Raw genomic sequence first — 22050 nt, 5'->3', positions numbered from 1 at the left:
ATTGTCATTAGGACATTTCATGAACAAGAACCTGTACCGCATCATCTTCAACAAACGCCGTGGCCAATTGATGGTGGTGGCCGAAAATGCTTCCTCGCAAGGCAAGGCGGCCAAGGGGGAAGGTGGCCTGGACAGTGGCGTGTTTGGCGGTGATGGCGGCGGGGGCAATGCTAAGTTGCGGCCGCTGGCCTTGGCGATATTTGGCGCGCTGGGCATGGTGGCTTTTGTGTCCGGCCCGGCCATGGGGCAGATCGTTGCGGATCCGAACGCGCCGGGCAGGCAGCGTCCGACCGTGGTGCAAAGCGCCAATGGCGTGACACAGGTCAATATCCAGACGCCGAGCGCGGCGGGCGTGTCGCGCAATACCTACAGCCAGTTCGACGTGACGGCGAACGGCGCCATCCTCAACAACAGCCGCGGCAACGTGCAGACGCAGACGGGCGGCTGGGTGCAGGGCAACCCCTGGCTGGCGGGCGGCAGCGCGCGCGTGATCCTCAACGAAGTCAATTCGGCCAACCCCAGCCAGCTGCGCGGCTATGTTGAGGTAGCGGGCCAGCGCGCCGAAGTCGTGATCGCCAACCCGGCCGGCGTGGCCATCGATGGCGGCGGTTTCATCAATGCCAGCCGGGTCACGCTGACGACGGGCACGCCTATCCTCAATGGCGGCAGCCTGGACGGCTACATGGTGCAGCGCGGCGTGGTGACCATCAACGGGCGCGGCCTGGACACCTCGCTGAGCGACTACACGGCCATCCTCGCGCGCGCCGCGCAGATCAATGGCGGCATCTGGGCGCAGGAATTGAAGGTGGTGACGGGAACTAACCAGATCGATGCGGCGCATGGCGTGGCAGGCGCCGCATCTGGCGCGGGCCCGGCCCCAGCCTACGCGCTGGACGTGGCGCAACTGGGCGGCATGTACGCAGGCAAGATCACCCTGATAGGCACGGAAGCGGGCCTGGGTGTGCGCAATGCAGGCGTCTTGGCGGCCACGGCGGGTAATCTGGTGCTGCAATCGAATGGCTGGCTGAGCAATAGCGGCAATATCCAGTCGGCAGGTAGCGGCAGCCAGACGAGCATTGCCGTCGCAGGCGACGTGGCAAACAGCGGCACCGTGTATGCGGGCGGCGACAGCCAGGTGCAGGCGCAGGGCAATATTGCGAACAGCGGCGTGATCGCTGCCCAGGGCAATGTCCAGGTGCAAGCCACGGGCGCGGCAGCGCGCATCGATGCCACTGCTGGTTCGGTACTGGCGGCTGGCTTGAATCTGGACAATACCTTGGCCGCCAGCGGCAAGCTGAGTGTTTCTGCCGGCGACACCATTGCCGTGCACGGTACGGCCGTGGCCGGCGGCGACAGCAGCCTGGCGGCGCGCCGGCTGGACCTTGCTGGAGCGCAGGTTTCTGGCGGGAACGTCAGCCTGGGCGCCAGCGCTGGCGACCTCGACGCCAGCCGCGCGCAGGTCACCGCCCGCGACCGCCTGCAACTGGACGCGGCCCACACCGTGCGCAGCGATGCGGCGCAGCTGACTGGCCAGCAGCTGGGCGTGCAGGCGTACGGCTTGTCGAACGTGGGCGGCCAGATCATGCAACTGGGCAACAGTGATCTGGCCATCCGCTTGCCGGGTGCACTGGACAACACGCGCGGCGTCATCGCCACGAATAGCCAGGCCTTGCGCCTGCAGGCAAGCAGCCTGAGCAACCAGGACGGAAAGATCCAGCATGCGGGCACGGGCGCGCTGGAGATCGGCGCGGCGCAGATCAACTTGCAGCGCGGCAGCATTATCAGCAATGGCGCCATGGCGCTGAGCGGGGAACACATCGACCACCGCGATGCCCGCACGGTGGCGGGGCAGCTCAGCATCAACGCCGGCACCTTGGACAACCGGGGCGGCAGCCTGGCGCAAAGCGGCCAAGGCGCGACCGGCGTGCAGGTGCGCGACGGGCTGGACAATCGCGGTGGCGCGCTGGAAAGCAATGGCGCCTTGAGCGTGCAGGCGGGTCATGTACAAAATCAGAAGGGCCGTATCGTGTCGGGCATGGACCTGGCACTGTCCACGGGCGTGCTGGACAATACCGAGGCGACCCTGGCGGCGGGCGGCAAGCTGCGCCTGGACACTGGCGACGTCGACAATACGCGCGGCCAGATTCAGGCCGTGGGAGGCGATGCGGCACTGACGGTCGCAAAACTGAACAATACGGCCGGCAGCGTGTTTGCCGGTGGCAACCTTGCCACCAAGGCTGGCGAAGTACTGAACAGCGGCAATGTGTATGCGGCTGGCAGCCAGGCGCTGCAGGTGAGCGGCGCCGTCAGCAACAGCGGCGTCATCGCTGCGCAGGGCGACAACCGCATCGATGCCAGCCGCATTGACAGCACGGCCGGCAGCCTGCTGGGCGCCGGCATCCGCGCCGACGGCAGCCTGGCAGGCAGCGGCCAGTTGCAGCTGACGGCTGCGCAAGCTATCAGTGCGCATGGCCAGAACCTGGGCGCCGGCAAGACCAGCATGCACGCCACCGCCATCGACCTGAGCGGCAGCCAGACGGGCGGCGCGGCCATTGATTTGAATGCCAGCGCGGGCCATGTCGTCACTGATAACGCGCTGGTGACGACCACCGGCTTGCTGTCCGTGGCGGCGGCCGGCAGCGGTCAAGCCCTGTCGAACGTGCGCGGCACCCTGAGCGCGGGACAGCTGGATCTGAAAACGGGATCGCTGGACAATCGTGGCGGCACCCTGATTCAGACGGGCACTGGCGACACCACCTTGCAAGGCAGCACCCTGGACAACACGGGCGGCCGCATCGCCGTCAACAGCGCCAGGCTGGCGCTGCAGGCCGACAAGGTAACGAACCGCGACGGCAGCATCGAACACGCGGGTACGGGCAGCTTGCACATTGAGACGACGCGTTTCGATGACGAACGGGGCAAGGTGACGGGCAATGGTTTAGTTGATATCCAGGCGGAAACAATCGATCACCGCCATGCCATCACTTCCGGGCAGCAGGTCACCGTGCAAGCCGGCCAGCTGGACAATAGCGACGGTACCCTGCAGCAGACGGGACCGGGACAGATGCGCGTGGACGTGGCGCAGGCGCTGGACAATACGCGCGGCAGCATCGCCGGAAATGGTAGCGTGCAAGTGCAGGCCGGCGTGCTGGACAACAGCAAGGGGCGCATCACCTCGGCTGCCTCGGCAGATATCGCCAGCAAAGGTGTGCTGAAGAATACAGACGGCGTGATTGCCGCCACGCAGGACCTGCAGTTGACGGGTATTGGGATCGACAACACGCGTGGCGTATTGCAAGCGGACAATTTGCAGCTTGACGCGGTGACCTTGCAGAATCAGCAGGGAACAGTAAGCGCCGGCAAGGACCTGACGGCGCGCCTCAGCGCAGACTTGAACAACGCGGGCCTGCTGTACGCGGGCCGCAATCAGCAACTGACGGTGGGCGGCTTGCTGAGCAATAGCGGCTCCATCGCTTCTGTGAATAACACGACAATTACCGCTGGCAAAGTCACCAGCAGCGGCTTGCTGGGCGCCGGCGTGAAAGCGGACGGCAGCCTGGGTACGGCTGGTGATCTCACGGTTAATGCCGATGGCGTGCTGCAGGCGAGCGCGCAAAACCTGGCGGCGGGCGGCGCCGTGCTGAAAGGCGACTCCATTGATCTGTCGGGCAGCCAGACGGGTGCGGCGAATATCGCCATCACGGCAAATACTGGGGATGTCGTGACGACCAAGGCCGTGATTTCCGCCAGCAACGTGCTGGCCATCACGGCCAACGCGAATAACGCCCAGTCACTGGTCAACAGCCAGGGCCAGCTGGTCGCGGGGCAGCTGCAGCTGAACGTGGCCAATCTGAACAACGCTAGCGGCGAGATCGTGCAGACGGACACCGGCGACACCGTCATCACCACAGGCAAGCTGGACAACACTGCCGGGCGCATCGCTGCCAACAGCCATAATCTTGCTTTGAACGCGACGGTGCTGACGAACGTCAATGGCAAGCTGGAACACGCCGGTGCCGGCATCCTGGCGATTAACGCAGGGCAATTCAACAACCAGTTCGGCAAGATCATAGGCAATGGCAAAGTCAATATCACGGCAGCCACCCTGGATCACCGCAATGCGACGACGGTGGCGAATCAGCTGACCATCAACGCCGGCAGCCTGGACAATCGTGCCGGCAGCCTGGCGCAGACGGGCACCGGACTGATGACGGTGAGCGCCACCGGCCAGCTGGACAACACGGGTGGCAAGATCGAGGGTAACGGCGATGCGCTGGTCAAAGCCCAGGTATTGCTGAACAACACGGGCCGCATCGTGGCGGCGCAGGATGTCGCGTTGAACCTGGGCAGCCTGGACAACACGGAAGGCACGGTAGCCGCGGGGCGTCATCTGGCGTTGACCGGTGGCGATATCGACAATACCAAAGGCCAGTTGCAGGCCGTGGCGGGCGATGCGACCTTGAACGTTGGCAAGCTGAACAACAACGCGGGCAACGTGTTTGCCAGCGGAAACCTGAACACGACGCTCGATACCCTGAACAACACCGGTAGCTTGTATGCGGCCGGCAACCAGACCTTGACCGTCAGCGGCGCCATTGTGAACACGGGTGTCATCGCGGCGCAGGGCAACAACAGCATCACGGCGAAGTCCATCGATAGCAGCGCAAGCAGCTTGATCGGCGCGGGCATGCAGTCCGATGGCAAGCTGGGCACGGCTGGCGACTTGACGATCGGCACTACACAAACGCTGGCTGCGCATGGCCAGAATCTGGCGGCGGGCAGCGCCAATCTCACCGGCGCCAATGTGGATCTGTCTGGCAGCCAGACCGGCGCCGCCAACATCGGCCTGACGGCAACCCAGGGCGATGTCAGCACGAATAAAGCGGTGGTGACGACGCCGGGCACATTGAATGTGACGACCACCACGACCCTGCATAACACGGACGGTACCTTGCAGGCGGGGCAACTCGACCTGCATGCGGCAAACCTGGACAACGCCAAAGGTACTGTCTTGCAGACAGGCACGGGCGACACGACCATCGTCACCGACAATCTGGACAACACGGCCGGGCGCATCGCGGTCAACAGCAGAAATCTGAGCATCGATGCCACCAAGGTCACGAACCAGGATGGCAAGATCGAGCATGCGGGAACGGGGATCCTGAATCTGCAAGCTGGCGTGCTGGACAACAGCAAGGGCCTTATCACGTCCGCCGCCTCGGCGGAGATCGTCAGCAAGGCGGCGCTGAACAATACGGATGGCGTGCTGGCGGCGGCCGCCGACTTGCACATCGGCGGCGTCACTCTCGACAACACACGCGGTGTATTGCAGGCGGATAATTTGGGTCTGGATGCGGCGACCTTGCAGAATCAGCAGGGGACAGTAAGCGCCGGCAAGGACCTGACGGCGCGCATCAGCGCAGACTTGAACAACGCGGGTCTGCTGTATGCGGGCCGCAATCAGCAACTGACGGTCGGCGGTTTGTTGAACAACAGCGGTTCGATTGCTTCCGTCAACAACACTCATATTACGGCTGGCAAAGTGACCAGCAGCGGCTTGCTGGGCGCCGGCGTGAAAGCGGACGGCAGCTTGGGCACGGCGGGCGATCTGACGATTAATGCCGATGGCGTGTTGCAAGCGAGCGGCCAGAACCTGGCGGCGGGCGGCGCCGTGCTGAAAGGAGATTCCATTGATTTGTCGGGCAGCCAGACGGGGGCTGCCAACATCGCCATCACCGCACGCAGCGGCGACGTACTGACGAACAAAGCCGTCATCTCGGCCAGCAATCTGCTGGCAATCACGGCCAATACGAATAATGGACAATCCCTGGTGAACAGCCAGGGCCAGCTGGTGGCCGGTCAGCTGCAGCTGAATGTCGCCAACCTGAACAACGCCAGCGGCGAGATCGTGCAGACGGGCACTGGCGACACCGTCATCGCCACAGGTAAACTCGACAACACGGCCGGCCGCATCGCCGTCAACAGCGCTAACCTGGCCCTGAATGCGACAGTCTTGACGAACGTCAATGGCAAGCTGGAACACGCGGGCGCCGGCATCTTGGCCATCAACGCGGGCCAGTTCAACAACCAGTTCGGCAAGATCACGGGCAATGGCAAGCTGGACATTACGGCAGCCACACTGGATCACCGCAATGCGACGACGGTGGCGAATCAGCTGACCATCAACGCCGGCAGCCTGGACAACCGTGCCGGCAGCCTGGCGCAGACGGGTAGCGGCCTGATGACGGTGAGCGCTACGGGCCAGCTGGACAATATGGACGGCAAGATCGAAGGTAATGGCGATGCGCTGGTCAAAGCCCAGGTATTGCTGAACAGCACAGGCCGCATCGTGGCGGCGCAGGACGCCACATTGAACTTGGGCAGCCTGGACAACACGGAAGGCACGGTGGCGGCAGGCCGCAATCTGGCATTGACCAGTGGCGATATCGACAATACCAAGGGCCAATTGCAGGCCGTGGCCGGCAACGCCACCCTGAACGTGGCGAACTTGAACAATACCGCTGGTAGCGTGTTTGCCGGCGGTAACCTGAACACCGCACTCGATACCTTGAGCAATACGGGCAGCCTGTATGCGGCCGGGAATCAAGCCCTGACCGCAACAGGCGTCATTGTGAACACGGGTGTCATCGCGGCGCAGGGCAACACCAGCATCACGGCAAAGACGCTCGACAGCAGCGCAAGCAGCTTGCTCGGTGCTGGCATGCAGGCTGATGGCAAGCTGGGTACGGCTGGCGACCTGACGATCAGCACTACACGAACGCTGGCTGCGCATGGCCAAAACCTGGCGGCAGGCAATGCCAAACTGACTGGCGGCACGCTCGATATCGGCGGCAGCCAGACCAGCGCGGCGAACATCGGCCTGACGGCAACAACGGGTGACGTCACCACGAACAAGGCGGTGGTCACGACGCCAGGCGCGCTCAACATCACGACGAACTCCACCTTGCACAACACGGAAGGCACGGTGCAGGCGGGCCAGCTGGATCTACATTTAGGCAATCTCGACAACGCCAAGGGTACGGTGTTGCAGACGGGCACGGGCGATACCAGCATCGTCACCGGCAATCTGGACAACACGGCCGGCCGCATTGCTGTCAACAGCACAAACTTGAACATCGATGCCGTCAGCGTCACCAACAAGGACGGCAAGATCGAACACGCGGGCACGGGCATCTTGAATCTGCAAGCAGGCGTGCTGGATAACAGCAAGGGCCGCATCACGTCCGCTGCATCGGCGAGCATTACCAGCAAGGGAGCGCTGAACAATACCGATGGCGTGATGGCAGCGACTGCCGATTTGCATGTGGGCGGCGTGAATATCGACAACACGCGCGGTGTATTGCAGGCGGACAATTTGCATCTGGATGCTGTGACCTTGCTGAACCAGCAGGGCACGGTGAGTGCCGGCACGGACCTGACGGCGAAAGTGACCGCTGACCTGAACAACGCGGGTCTGCTGTATGCGGGCCGCAACCAGCAACTGACGGTGGGCGGCCTGTTGAATAACACGGGATCGATTGCTTCCGTCAACAACACCCATATTACGGCTGGCAAAGTGACCAGCAGCGGCCTGCTGGGTGCTGGCGTGAAAGCGGACGGCAGCCTGGGTACGGCGGGCGATCTGACGATTAATGCCGATGGCGTGTTGCAAGCGAGCGGACAGAACCTGGCAGCAGGCAGTGCTCAGTTGACAGGTGCATCGGTCGATGTGTCGGGTAGCCAGACGGGCGCGGCAAACATCGCCATCACGGCAAATACTGGCGATGTACTGACGAATAAAGCCGTCATCTCGGCCAGCAATGTGCTGGCCATTACCGCCAACGCGAACAACGCCCAGTCACTGGTGAACAACCAGGGCCAGCTGGTGGCTGGTCAGTTGCAACTGAACGTGGCGAACCTGAACAACGCCAGCGGCGAAATCGTGCAGACGGGCACCGGCGACACCGTCATCACCACCGGCAAGTTGGACAACACGGCAGGCCGCATCGCCGTCAACAGCGCTAACCTGGCCTTGAACGCGACCGTGTTGACGAACGTCAATGGCAAGCTGGAACACGCGGGTGCCGGCATCCTGGCGATTAATGCAGCGCAATTCAACAACCAGCACGGCAAGATCACGGGCAATGGCAAGCTGGACATCACGGCAGCCACCCTGGACCACCGCAATGCAACGACGGTGGCCAATCAGCTGACCGTCAATGCCGGCAGCCTGGACAATCGTGCCGGCAGCCTGGCACAGACAGGTACCAGACTGATGACGGTGGCGGCTACCGGCCAGCTGGACAACACGGGCGGCAAGATCGAGAGCAATGGCGACGCACTGGTAAAAGCCGCAACCTTGCTGAACAGCACAGGCCGCATCGTGGCGGCGCAGGATGCCGCATTGAACTTCGGTAGCCTGGACAACACGGATGGTACGGTGGCAGCAGGACGTCATCTGGCATTGACCGGTGGCGATATCGACAATACCAAGGGCCAATTGCAGGCCGTGGCCGGCAACGCCACCCTGAACGTGGCGAACTTGAACAATACCGCTGGTAGCGTGTTTGCCGGCGGTAACCTGAACGCGACACTGGCCAGTCTGAACAACACGGGCAGCTTGTATACGGCCGGCAACCAGACCCTGACCGCCAGCGGCGCTATCGTGAACACGGGCGTGATCGCGGCGCAGGGCAATACCAGCGTCACGGCAAAGACGCTCGACAGCAGCGCAAGCAGCCTGCTTGGTGCCGGCATGCGGGCCGATGGCAGCCTGGGCACGGCTGGCGACCTGACGGTGAACACGATGCAAGCGTTGGGTGCGCATGGTCAAAACTTGGCGGCAGGCAGTGTCAAGCTGAGCGGCGCCACGCTCGATATCGGCGGCAGCCAGACGAGCGCCAGCAACATCGGCCTTACGGCAATACAGGGTGATGTCATGACCAGCAAGGCGATCGTCGCGACAACGGGTACATTGAACGTCACGACAAACGCCACCTTGCACAACACGGAAGGCAGCTTGCAGGCGGGCCAGCTCGACCTGCACGTAGGCAATCTGGACAACGCAAAAGGCACGGTGTTACAGACCGGCGCGGGCGATACCGTTATCCGGACGGGTAATCTGGACAATACTGGCGGGCGCATTGCCGTCAATAGCAGCAATCTGACCCTCGCAGCGAACGCACTCACGAACGCCGCTGGCAAGATCGAGCATGCGGGAGCGGGAACGCTGGCAATCACGACGCCAGCCTTCACTGGTGCCAGCGGGACGATTACGGGCAATGGCCTGGTCGATATCGTTGCCGGCACGTTCAACCACAGCATGGCGACCACCTCGGCCCAGCAATTGCGTATCGCGGCCGATGCGATGAGCAATCAGGGCGGCAAATTGCAGTCGACAACGGCGCTCACGGTGCAGGTGGCGCAGGAATTGGACAATCGCAGTGGCGTCATCGCAGCAAATGGTGTGCTGCAAATGACGACAGGCAGTCTGGAGAATGCAAAGGGCAATATTAGCGCACAAGGCGATGTCACAATATCGTCGCAGGGTGCACTGAACAACAAGGAAGGCACGATCGTTGGCAAGGAGAATGTGCAGGTACATGCCTTGGCCTTGGACAATATGCAGGGTGTAGTGCAAGCCGTGCGTGGTGCTCTGAGTGTGAAGGCTGCCAGCCTGGTCAATGCCACCGGCGAACTCAGTGCCGCCACCAATCTGACTTTGGCAGTCACCGGAGACATGCTGAACAGCGGCTTGCTGTATGCCGGCGCCCAGCAGTCGCTGGACGTAGCCGGCAGCTTGGTCAATACCGGTTCCATCGCTGCGCTGGGCAATACCAGTGTGACGGCGGGCAGCGTGTCCGGCAGTGGCTTGCTGGCGGCTGGCTTGACGACGAGTGGCGCGCTGGCACAGGTGGGCGACTTGACTGTGCGCAGCAATGGTGTTCTGCAGGCAGGCGGCAAGAATCTCGCGGCCGGCACTGTTGCGCTCAGTGGGGCATCGCTGGACCTGGCAGGTAGCCAGACCAGTGGCGGCAGTATTACCTTGAATGCTGGCAGCGGCAATATCACGACCGCCAATGCGGTGCTCGCTACGGCTGGTCTGCTGAGTATTACGGCCAGCGCGCAGAATGGCCAGGTGCTGCTCAATCAACATGGCCAGTTAAGCGCCGGGCAGCTTGATGTCAAGGTGGCTAACCTCAATAATACCGGCGGCAGCATCATCCAGACAGGGAGTGGCGATAGCGCCATCAACCTGGCTGGCGCGGGCCAGCTGGACAATACGGCCGGCCGTATCGCGGTCAACAGCCGCAATCTCCAGTTGGCGGCCGGCACACTGACCAATGTGGACGGCAAGATCGAGCACGCGGGTAGCGGCACCCTGGGCATCAGCGTGGCTAACCTGTATGGGCAACGCGGCCAGATTACGGGTAACGGCGCGCTCGACGTGCGCGCCACCTATATCGATCATCGTAACGCCAGCGCCATGGCGCAGCAACTGAGCGTTACCACCTCCATACTGGACAATCGCCAGGGTGAATTATTGCAGTTGGGCAAGGGCAACACATCGCTCACGGCCAGCGCCAGTCTCGACAACGCTGGCGGCCGGATTGAAAGCAATGGTGGCCTGGCGCTGCAAACGGCAGACTTGCGCAATCAGAGCGGTCGCGTGCTGTCTGGCGGCGTGCTGGACATAACCGCTAGTGCGAAACTCGACAACAGCGGCGGCACATTGGCTGGCGCTACCGGACTGGTCCTGACCGCAGGCGATGTCACCAACGCACGCGGTACCTTGCAGGCGGTTACCGGCGATGCCAGGTTGCAAGTGAAAGACCTGGACAATAACGGCGGCAGCGTCCTTGCCGGCGGACAATTGGTCACGCAGGCAGCCAATGTCAGCAATAGCGGCAGCATGTACGGCGCATCGCAAGTGCTGAATGCCACGGGACTGGTGAGCAACAGCGGTACGATTGCCGCGCTTGCCAATACCAGCATCACGGCCGCCAGCCTCGACAGCGGGGCGGGCGGCCTGCTGGCGGCGGGCATGCAGGCGGACGGCAAGCTGGCAGGCACAGGGAGTCTGCTGGTCACGACGGCGCAGCAATTGCGCGCAGCCGGGCAGAATCTGGCGGCAGGCAACATGAGCATGACGGGCAGCGGCGTCGATCTTGTTGGCAGCGTGAATAGCGCGGCGAACATTGCGTTGACGGCGACGCAGGGTAATGTCAGCACGGCCGGCGCCAGCATCGGCACGGTCGGTACGCTGAATGTGAACGCGCAAGCCGGCAATGGCCAGACGTGGGATAACAGCCGTGGCGATATCGTGGCCGGCCAACTGGTGGTGCAGACAGCTAACCTGAACAATAACAAGGGCAGCATCGTGCAGAGCGGCAGCGGCGATACGGCCATTGTCATGAGTACGCCAAATGGCGCACTCGACAATACCGATGGCCGGATTGCCGTCAATAGCGCCAACCTCACCCTGGGCGCTGGCACATTGAGCAACGCCGGGGGACGGATCGAACACGCAGGTCTGGGGCAATTGGCCGTCATTGCCGACGCCTTGAACGGGCAGGGCGGTCAAATCACCGCCAATGGCAGCCTGAAGATCACCGCTGGCAGTATCGATTTTCGCAAGGCCAGTACGCAGGCGGGGCAGTTGACTATCGATAGCGGCAGCCTGGATAACCGCCAGGGCGAGTTGGTGCAGCTGGGGCAGGGCGCCAGCAATATCCGCATCGCGCAAGTGCTGGACAATCAAGGTGGCCTGATCGCAAGCAATGGCAATACCACCGTCAGCGCGCAGGTCATCAACAACCAGGGTGGTACGGTACAGGCGGCGGGCAGCGCCACACTGGAACTGAGCGCCGGCACTTCTTTGAGTAATGATAACGGCGGTAAGATCGCAGCGGGAGGCAACGCGACGCTCCAGGCCGGCAGTATGTCGAACCGCGGCGGCAACCTGACGACGGGCGGAAACCTTGCACTGACGCTGAACCAGGCGCTGGATAATAAGGACGGCCTGGTGGCCGCGAATGGCAATCTCGGCATCCAGGCTGCCAGTATCGATAATACAGGCGGCAAACTGGCCAGCGTCACGGGCAATCTGCGCGCGACCACGGGCCAGTTGCGCAACGACAGCGGGCAAATCCAGGCCGGCGCGGACGTTGTTTTGCAAAGCACCAGCCTTGGCAATACGCTGGCTTCCGGTTATGCCTCTGCAGGCAGCATCGTGGGCCGCAACGTCAGCATCGATACGGCGGGACAGGGCTTGAACAATGGCCAGGGAACCATCGCCGCCACGCAAGTACTGAATCTGCAAACTGGAGAGCTGAGCAATCGTGGCGGTTTGCTGCAAGCAGGCAACGCGATCGTCATCAACACCCATGGCCAGGCGCTCGATAACCGCGATGCCGCAGCGTATGCGGCTAGCCATGCCGGCAGCAATGGCGGCATCAGCAGCGGCGGGACGCTGACGCTGGCGACTGGCGCCTGGAACAACGCGGCTGGTTTCCTGGGCGCGGCGGGGCAGGTAGGCGGCAGCAGCGGTTATATCAATAATCTGGGCGGAAAAATTGTCTCCAGCGGCGGCCTGGAACTGGCCATCGGCGGGCTGGCCAATCAGGGCGGCCAAGTGCAAGTGGTGGGCAATCTGGGCTTGCAGGCGGGGGCCGGCACGATCGACAACACGTCCGGCCTGATACGTGGCGGCGCCGTCGTCACGCTGGGTGCTGGCGCCATCGTCAACCAGGCAACGCAGGGGGCTGACAAGGGAATCGAAGGCCGCGACGTCAACCTGTCCGCAGGCACGATCAATAATAGCCAGGGTGGATTGCGTGCAGACAATAACCTGAGCATCAGCAGCAACGGCAGCGTGAACAATACATCCGGGCTGATCAGCGCGAACAATGCCGTCAGTGTCAAGGACGAGGGCGCGAGCCGCGGCCTGAGCATCAGTAATGGCGGCGGCACCATCATTGGCGGCGAACTGGCGGCGATCAAGGCTGCAGGCCTGAGCGGTAGTGGCAACGTGATGTCCAGGGGGGATCTGAGCCTGGATCTGAGCGGCAATCATGTTGTCGAAGCGGGGGCGCAGGTGATTGCCAACCGCAATGCTAGCCTCAGCGTGGGTGGCAGCCTTGTCAACGCGGGCAAGGTGCAGGCAGGCCAGATACTGGCGCTCAATGCCTACAGTCTCGACAACACCAGCAGCGGCGACATCAATGCCGGCACCACCAGGGTGAATGTCGGAGCGATCCTGACTAACCGCGGCGTGATCGATGGCGTGAATACGCAGATTGATGCGGGCACGCTCACCAATATCGGCAGCGGGCGCATCTATGGCACCGCGCTCAGCATCGGGGCGGGCACGTTGAACAATGCTGTCGAGGGCGGCGTGGCGGCGACGATAGCGTCGCGCGGCAGCCTCGATATCGGTGCCACTACCATCAACAACAGGGAACATGCGCTGATCTTCAGCTCAGGGGACATGGCGATCGGCGGCAGTCTCGATGGCAACCGCTACGCTACAGGTGCTGTAGCCAGCCTGACCAATGCCAGCGCCACCATCCAGGCCATGGGCAACCTGGCGCTGAGGGCTGGCGAAATTACCTTGTTGAACAATCACTTTGCCGTCGAGTTTACTTCAACGGGCAAGTCGGAAAATGTCCGAGAGTATCATGCGAGGGATGGCAAAATCTATGCCGACAATGCACCGGGGGTCTCAACGACGTTAGGCGCCGATGGAAACCGCAGGCTGGATACGCCCGATAACAACGGTGGATATGACTTCAGTGAATATAGTGTTCGGCGCACGACAAGCACCAGTCGGGTGACGGAGACTGATCCTGCTGTCATTAGCGCAGGTGGTAACCTGACCGTGGATGCGTACAAAATCCGCAATGAAAACAGCCGCTTTGTCGCAGGGCAGGCGCTGAAGGTCAAGGGTGTCATTGAGGAAAATATTTCTACGGGTAACCAGACCCTGATTACCGAAAAAGGAACGCACACGATATACATGTACCTCGACATGGAAGTGCCGGAGAAGGTTCGGGACTTTGAGGTCCAGCACCTTGTATTGGAGGTCGATGGTACGAGAACTGTTAACGGACCGGACACGCCGTCCTCGGGCGGCGCGCCCTCCAACGGTGTTGGGGCGCGCGCGAATGTCTCCTCTGCCGGCGCAAGCAGTGGCGCCGGCACCGCCAATGTCACTGTCTGGCTCAACACGGTAGGCAATACAGCGGGTTCCGTTGCCGGCGTGGCCGCCAGTACGGGGCAGGGTGTGGCAAATGCCGGGGCGGCCAGTGCGCCAGGCGATAGCCAACTGGGCAATATCGGCGGCACGGGCGGGGTCGCTTCGGTGGCGGGTCAGACGGTGTCTGCGGCCGACGGCAGCGGCGCCGATATTCGTATGTCCTCTATCCTGCGCTCCAACGTCGCTACCGGCAACAACGTAGCCAGTGCGGGCGTGGCCAGCGGTAGCGGCGGCTTGCAATCCAGCGACCGGGCCGGACAGGCAGGCCAGGCCGGCAGCATTTCCGCCGTAGCCGCGGCAGGTGTGGGCGCGGCAGTTGGTGAGGGTAATGCCAGCGCCATTCGCGATCCGAATCAGTTGGCAATCGGCTCGCAGGGCGGGCCAAGCAGTGTAAATGGCGGGGTAGGCTTGCACGGCAGCGACCGCACTGGCAGCGCGGGCCAGGCTGGCACTGTGGGAACGGTAGCTGGGAGCAACGTGAAAGTGACGGGCGCGCCAAGCTTGGGCGGTGTCGATACGGCGGGCCTGGCTGCGGGCACCGTAGCTGGCCCGGCCGGCGTTGCTGGGGCTAAAGGACTCAGTGGCAGTGATCGGACCGGCAATGCCGGTCTGGCGGCGCAGCCTGGCGCGGTGGCGGGTAGTGCCTTGTCCAAGGTCGATGGCGCGGCAGGCGCCACGCAGGCGGCTGTGGGGATGGGCACGCAAGCTGCCATCGGCACGGCGGCTGGCGCTGCTGGCAAGGTCGCGGCAGGGCCTGGCGCAGGCCAGGCGCGCTCGCCGCTGATCCGGCAAGTGGCGCTGGCCAATCCGGGTGGAAAGGCGGAAGTCGTCAGGACCGGGGCCAAACCCCTGCAACTGCCGAATGCGAGCCTGTTCAAGATCAGTCCTTCTGCGTCGGCCAAGTATCTGGTTGAGACCGATCCTCGCTTTGCCGAGTACCGCACCTGGACGGGTTCGGACTACATGAGCAGCAAAATGCAACTGGATCCCGCCGTCACGCAAAAGCGGCTGGGCGATGGCTTCTATGAGCAGCAACTGGTACGCGAACAGGTCGCCGACCTGACGGGCCACCGTTTTACTGGCGACTATAGCAACGACGAAGAGCAATTCCGCGGCCTGATGGACGCTGGCGTCAGCTATGCCCAGCAGCATGGCCTGCGTCCCGGCGTGGCATTGACGGCAGAGCAGATGGCGGCATTGACCAGCGACATCGTCTGGCTGGTCGAGCGCGAAGTCACGCTGGCCGACGGCAGCACGCAAAAGGCGCTGGTGCCGCAAGTGTATGTGCGTCTGCGCGCCGATGACATCGACGGCACCGGTGCCTTGTTGGCCGGCAAAAATGTCGATATCAATATCACCGGCGACCTGACCAACAGCGGCACCATTGCCGGGCGTGACGTGGTGTTGCTCAATGCGGAGAACGTCAATAACCTCGGTGGTCGCATCGATGGCGATGCGGTTGCCATCGCCGCCCGCAATGACCTCAACAACATCAGCGGGACTATTTCCGCGAACAGTACGCTGCAAGCCAGCGCCGGACGGGACATCAATATCGCCACTGGCACGCTCGATGGCGGACACGTGATCGACCGCGTGGCGGGCCTTTATGTCAGTGGCGGCGCAAGCGGTAGCGGCAACATGATTGTTGCTGCAGGGCGCGATCTCAGCATCACGGGCGCAATCGTCAGCAATGCCGCGCCTGGTGGAGCGACGAGCCTTTCGGCCGGGCGCGACTTGAGTATTGGTTCGGTCGTCGCAAAAGCCACGAACGCTGTGGGGTCGGATTTTGCCAAGGAGCTGGTCAGCGACGTGCAAAGCGACAAAGTGGCATTGATGGCAGGAAACGATATCAATATCCGCGCGAGTGGCGTCGTTGCCGAAACGCAGCTGCTGGCAAGCGCGGGCCGCGACATCAACCTCGTGACGACGACCGCCAGTGATTCGAGTGTGCGTTTGCGGGACGGAAAAACCATCAGTGACAGCAGCACGGTAGTCGACAAAGTAGCTGGGCTGTATGTCACCGGCACTGGTGAAGGTAATACGCTGATTGCTCAAGCGGGGAGGGATATGACACTCACCGCTGGCGTCATCGCCAATGCCGGCGCGAATGGTCAGACCAGCCTGATTGCGGGCAATAACCTGGCCCTCAATACCGTCACCGTCGCCTCGACGCACGACGAAGTGCGCAACGCGGACAATTACCGCAAAGAAAGCAAGACAGGCGAAGTGGGCAGCCAGATCATGGGGGCTGGCAATGTCAATTTGCAGGTGGGCCATGATCTGACGGCGCGCGCGGCGGATGTGCAGGCGGGCGGGGCGCTGGGATTGGTGGCGGGCCATGATATCAGCCTGGTCAATGGCGTGGCTACCGACAGCCTGGATGTGGCAAGCAAGGTCAAGAAAAGCGGTACCTTCTCCAGTAAAACCACGACCACGCGCGATCTCGTGCAGACCAGCACGGCGCTGGGGACTTCATTGACGGGCAATACCGTCGATATCGTCGCCGGGCATGATCTGAAGGTGGCGGGTTCATCGGTACTTGCGCACGAAGCAGCCAACTTAATTGCGAAAAACGATATCAGCATCGAGTCCGTCGGGCTGGACGGGAAGGAGATTCACTCCAAGCAAGTCAAGAAGAGCGGCACCTTTGGGCTGAGCAAGTCGCTGACCAGCCAGGCCGACGATGGCCGCACCGTTACCCAGGCTGGCAGCGCCGTCAGTGGCGGCAGTGTGACGATGGTGGGCGGACGCGACGTCGCTATCAAGGGCAGTACGGTGGTAGCCGATGGCAACATTGACTTGACCGCCTTGCGCAACCTGAGCATCGTCAGTGCCGAGAACGACAAGGACACGACGTCTAGCAGCTACAGCAAGAAGTCCGGCTTTATCGGCAGCTTCACCCAGCCAGCCTTCGGCACGGTAAAAACCACCAGCGATGGCAAGAACACGGGTGTGGTGCAAGTCGGTAGTCAGATTGCCAGCTTGGGCGGCAATGTGTCGCTGCGCGCGGGCGAGACGTATACGCAGACGGCCAGCGAAGTGCTGGCGACCGGCGCGGGTGCGAATGGCGGCTTGCCCGGCGATATCAGCATCGTGGGCAAGAATGTGCTGATCAAGGAGGCGTACAACAGCAATGCCAGCGAGCAGCACACGACCTTCAGCAAGGTGGCCCTTGGCGGCACGGTCAACGTGCCGATTGTCGATGCCGTAAAAAGCATCGGCAGCCTGGCGAAGGCCGCCGAACAGACAAAGGACTCGCGCATGCAGGCCCTGGCGGCCGTAACTTTGGCATCGAAGGCCACGGATCTGGCTGGCATGGCTTCGAAGGGATTGACCAACACTGCTGGCATCAAGATCAGCGTCAGCCTGGGCAGCAGCAAGAGCGAAAGCGAAATGCATCAGAGCAGCAGCACGGTGGTTGGCAGCGCTGTCAATGCGGCAGGCAACGTCAGCATTGTTGCGACCGGGGCGGGGGCGGGCAGCGACTTGACGGTGGCCGGTAGCAAGATTGGCGCGGGCGGCAATCTTACCTTGTTTGCCGACGACAAGATCAACTTGCTTGCGGCGCAAAATACGGCAACGCAAACGAGCAAGAACAGCAGCAGCGGTTCCAGCATCGGCATCGGCTATACCTTTGGCGGGGCGCAGAACGGTTTCAGCCTCGATATTGCCGCAAACCAAGCGCGCGGCAAGGCCGATGGCACGGACAATTACTACACCAACACCTATGTGACGGCAGGCAAGACGGCGACCGTCATCAGTGGTGGCGATACGACCTTGCAAGGCGCGATCCTGGCGGCAGACACGGTCAAGGGCGCCATCGGCGGCAACCTGAACATTATCAGCTTGCAGGATACGAGTACCTACGCCAGCAAGAGCAGCAGTGCGGGCTTCAACATGAGCTTGTGCATTCCTCCGTTCTGCTATGGCGCCAGCAGCGTCGGCGGAAGTGTCTCGAAGAGCAAGGCCAGCGGCGATTTTGCCAGCGTCACCGAGCAAAGCGGCATCAAGGCGGGCGACGGTGGCTTCCAGATCAACGTCACCGGCAATACCGATCTGCAGGCGGGCGTGATTGCCAGCAGCGGCAAGGCGATTGCCGATGGCAAGAACTCGCTGATCACGGGTACTTTGACGACGAGTGAGCTGCAGAACAAGGATGAGCATTCGGCGAGCGGGTTCAGTTTGAGCGGGTCGGCTAGTGCGAAAGTGGGTACGCAGAATGAGGCAATCACTACAGCCGATACAGCCGCAGCGAATGCAAAATCGGGCAGTAGCGGTTCAACGGGCTTTGGTAGTACATCGGGTAGTCAAAGTAGTACCACGACCTCCGGTATTAGTGGCGGCACCATAGTGATTGCTGATGTGGAGAAGCAGCAGGCGCTGAATGGCAAGACGGCAGCGGAGATGTTGGCTGGACTTAATCGCGATGTCAGCAGCGAAAAGGACAGTAGCGGTGCGTTAAAAAAAGGATGGGACGCAAAAGCGATCGAGAAGGAAGTTCAGGCGCAGGTGGCCATTACCGAGGCATTCAGCGTGGCTGCTGCGTCCGAGATCGGCAAGTATGCAGATAAGAAACTGGAAGAGGCCGCCAAGTTGCGGGAACAGGCGGCCAAGCCAATGGCGCCGGAGCAGCGCGATGCGCTGTTGCGCCAAGCCGCGGAAATTACCCGTGAGTGGAGCGAAGGCGGTACGGCGCGTGTACTCGCTTCCACCGCCGCGGGTGCCCTGGGTGGCGGGTTGCTTGGTGCGTCCGCTTCCGCTGCGGGCAGCAAGGTATCTGGTGTTCTTTATCATGCGGATATCCCTGAATCTATGCAGGGATTGTCGCAGGAGCAGCAGGCCAGGATGCAACAAATGGGGGAGGAGGCCGGTTTCAACGGCCTGACGTCCCAGGAGTCATGGCAAAAGTTAAAGCTGGTGTCCGACTTGCGCTTCGATCCGGAGTCGCAAAATCTACCTCAGGCGGAAGTGAATCGCCGCATCGGCGATTACCTGGGACTGCTGGGGGCGTCAGCTGAGCAGATTACCGATATACAAAAGACGTTTGCGGATGCTGGTATTTCTGCAGTCAACACGCCGCGCACTCCCCGTGTGGAGCAAACTCTTTTGGGGGCGGTGGCGTCACCAGGCGACGTGGGGGAATATGATTATTCGCCAGACAATGCTCAGCCGAATGTTTTTCTGGGGACCAAGGTCATTGATAAGGGAACGCAGGGCGTCGGCGAGGTGGTCACCAAATTTGGGAAGTTGATTGATAGTAATATCGGTGCAAAGTATACCCTTGAAGCGCTTGATTTTGCGTCTGGGGCGATCATTTATGGTGTCAATAAAATACCAGCAGTGGAGAACTTGAAAAATCAGGCCACGGATCTGGTTAGCTCTTTCTTCGGTGAAGGTTTCAAAGACGCGGGATACAGCCAGTCGGGGATCGATAACGGTGCAGTTGGCGGTACTTCGATTTCGATGGTTGGGCTGGGCGGATTCGCTGGCATGATAAAAAATGCCGGGAGGATAGCTAAAATTTTCCCCAATGCCCATGTAAATTTGAAAGATGGCGCCCCAGATGTTCCAGCGCCACATAAGGGAGCTAGCGAAAAGCCACATGAGAATAAAGTGGTCAATGAAAAGACTGAGAATCAGAATCCGAATCCGAATAATTCGGAAAATCCCAATAAGAATCTGGAGATTGATGCCAAGCCGGTCAAGGAAATAGAATCAGGAAAAAAAGGTGAGTGGAACAAGGAATTGAATAAACCTCAGCCAAATACTGTTTATGTAGTGGATTCAAATCATACCTATCGTACGGATGAATTTTCACGCGTTGTCCATGTCGAGGGTGAACTTACCCTGAACAAGCATGATAGGAATGGATATCAGCAGTGCAAGGCAGGCAAGTGTGGCGTTGCTGGTGATGAAGGTGGGCATCTGATTGGCGCACAATTCGATGGTGCGGGGGAGAAAATTAACCTTGTGCCAATGAACTCGAGTTTGAATCAAGGTCAATGGAAAGCCATGGAGCAGACATGGGCTGCTGCGTTAAAAGATGGAAAGAAAGTAAGTGTTGATATTCGACCTACGTATGTGGGTGCTGACGTTAGACCCACAGCATTTGTGGTAGAATATAATGTCGGTAATAAGGTGTTTAAGCGCGTTTTTGAGAATAATGCAAAGGGGTAATAAATGGAGTCGAAGGATGTTGAAATATCTAAGGAGATGGGGCAATGTTTGTATAGCATTGCTCCAGAGGATGCAAAAATAATTTTGATGATTGCTGCCCTTTCTCCTGAAGGCGATGTCAGTCAGTTTGAGTTTTATTCGAACAACGGAGTTAAGGAGAGCGAGTTTTCCATCGGTGATTCGGATACAATGAAACTCCATTACTTGGCTACCGCACATCAGAAATTCATGGTTGCTAATAATCAGCCTGCATGGACACGTTGCGAATTTACGGTAAATGTTGAAGCCAGTAAATTTTCTATGGAGCTGGGTTATGAAGAGAATGCATTTAGAGATGGTTCGTTGCGATAATCGATAGGTGACTTTTCATCGGTATGGTGAGGTTTCGTCGAAATGGCGAAGCCTCATTCCGTCCGTGAAATTGTTACTGATCCTGAGTGCCGCAACACCGGGGCACCTCAAGCCGCCGTACTCAGGCTGTCTGCCCCAAGCTGGCCAGGCGGCCCAGGGTTTCCTGCGCATTCATGCTCTTGGCCAGTGAAACGGCAGTCATGCCGCGGCTGTCCACGGCATCGATGCGGGCGCCGTGTTGCAGCAGCAGGTCGAGGATGGCCAGGCGGTTGAACATGGCGGCCATCATCAAGGGGGTCTTGCCATCCGGGCTGGCGCCTTCCACCTTGGCGCCGTGCTGGAGCAGCAGTTCGGCGATGTCCAGATAACCCTTGTAGGCCACGCCGGCCAGCGGTGTCTGGCCCTGGTCGTTGGGGACGTTGGCGTCGGCGCCCGCTGCGAGCAGCAGGCGTGACGTTTCAAGGTGGCCATGGTAGCTGGCCAGCATGATCAGGCTGTCGCCTTTTTCGTTGCGAAAGTTCACTGGCACGCCCTGAGCCACCATGGCGCCCAGTTGCTGCGTATCGCCTTCGCGCACCAGGGCGAACAGGCCCTGGATGAATTCCAGCGTTTCCGCATCCATCGTTACCGGGAGTTTTCGTACATCGGTGTTCATCGTTTTCTTTCTGCGAACGTTAAATGGATATTGAAGTATTGGCCGGGAAGTGTCAATTGTACGAGTTCCGCTCATCATGAGAGGCAAATGCGGCAGGTGCTTTGCTTGTAAATTTCCATTATTAAACTATATTGGAAAATGATGTGATTTTTATATCGCGTCAGTTATTCCGATTCGGAAATTTAATACTTCCAGAAATTCCAAAGGAGGGACGGGGCATGAGTGCGATGTTAGAAAAGAAATCCTTGGATAAGCCGGACGAAGTTCGCCCATTCAAGGACGGAGCCGGCCGGATGGCTGTCTTTACGCTTGGCGAACAGACCATGGGGCGCGGCGAATTTGAGCCTGGCTGGCGTTGGAGTTTGCACGTAAAACCGATTGCAGGAACCGATTCGTGCCAGGCAGCGCATACCGGCATGGTCCTTGAGGGACGGATGGTGGTACGGATGAATGATGGCGCCGAAATGGAATATGGTCCGGGTGACGTCTTCTATATGCCACCGGGGCACGACGCCTGGGTGGTTGGAAACCAGCGTTGTGTCCTGTTCGATGTAACAGGCGTCGCAAGGTATGCCAAACCGCAATAAGCGGGGCCAATGTATGCGCGAGA

The 22050-nt window shown here is 60.7% G+C and carries 4 protein-coding genes; 3 read left to right on the top strand and 1 reads right to left on the bottom strand.

The genetic code is table 11. From position 1 onward, the window contains the following. Positions 1–19: 19 nt before the first annotated feature. Positions 20–20434 carry a two-partner secretion domain-containing protein gene (locus tag CSQ93_RS05400; protein ID WP_099377096.1) on the top strand — a complete coding sequence of 6805 codons (20415 nt, stop codon included), beginning with the start codon at positions 20–22 and terminating at the stop codon, positions 20432–20434. A gap of 3 nt (positions 20435–20437) precedes the next feature. Next, positions 20438–20785: a hypothetical protein gene (locus tag CSQ93_RS05395; RefSeq protein WP_099377095.1), complete on the top strand. Its 348-nt coding sequence runs from the start codon at positions 20438–20440 to the stop codon at positions 20783–20785. Positions 20786–20906: 121 nt separating this feature from the next. Here the strand turns inward: CSQ93_RS05395 and CSQ93_RS05390 are convergent, their stop codons facing one another. Next, positions 20907–21440, bottom strand: coding sequence for an ankyrin repeat domain-containing protein (locus tag CSQ93_RS05390; protein ID WP_099377094.1), 534 nt, complete (start codon positions 21438–21440; stop codon positions 20907–20909). Positions 21441–21658: 218 nt separating this feature from the next. On the opposite strand from CSQ93_RS05390, the gene CSQ93_RS05385 reads away from it, so the two are divergent. Then, positions 21659–22027, top strand: a complete 369-nt coding sequence (locus CSQ93_RS05385) for a cupin domain-containing protein (protein ID WP_077403412.1) — start codon at positions 21659–21661, stop codon at positions 22025–22027. The last annotated feature ends 23 nt before the right edge of the window (positions 22028–22050 follow it).

The organism is Janthinobacterium sp. BJB426 (genome assembly GCF_002735705.1).
In the GTDB taxonomy this organism is placed as follows: domain Bacteria; phylum Pseudomonadota; class Gammaproteobacteria; order Burkholderiales; family Burkholderiaceae_D; genus Janthinobacterium.
The sequence above is the reverse complement of the archived record's forward strand: the minus strand, read 5'-3'. Positions and strand labels throughout refer to the sequence as shown.

Bases quoted from the DNA above. Each gene is read 5' to 3' on its own strand.
- CSQ93_RS05400 (WP_099377096.1), top strand. From the start codon at position 20: ATGAACAAGAACCTGTACCGCATCATCTTCAACAAACGCCGTGGCCAA.
- CSQ93_RS05395 (WP_099377095.1), top strand. From the start codon at position 20,438: ATGGAGTCGAAGGATGTTGAAATATCTAAGGAGATGGGGCAATGTTTG.
- CSQ93_RS05390 (WP_099377094.1), bottom strand. From the start codon at position 21,440: ATGAACACCGATGTACGAAAACTCCCGGTAACGATGGATGCGGAAACG.
- CSQ93_RS05385 (WP_077403412.1), top strand. From the start codon at position 21,659: ATGAGTGCGATGTTAGAAAAGAAATCCTTGGATAAGCCGGACGAAGTT.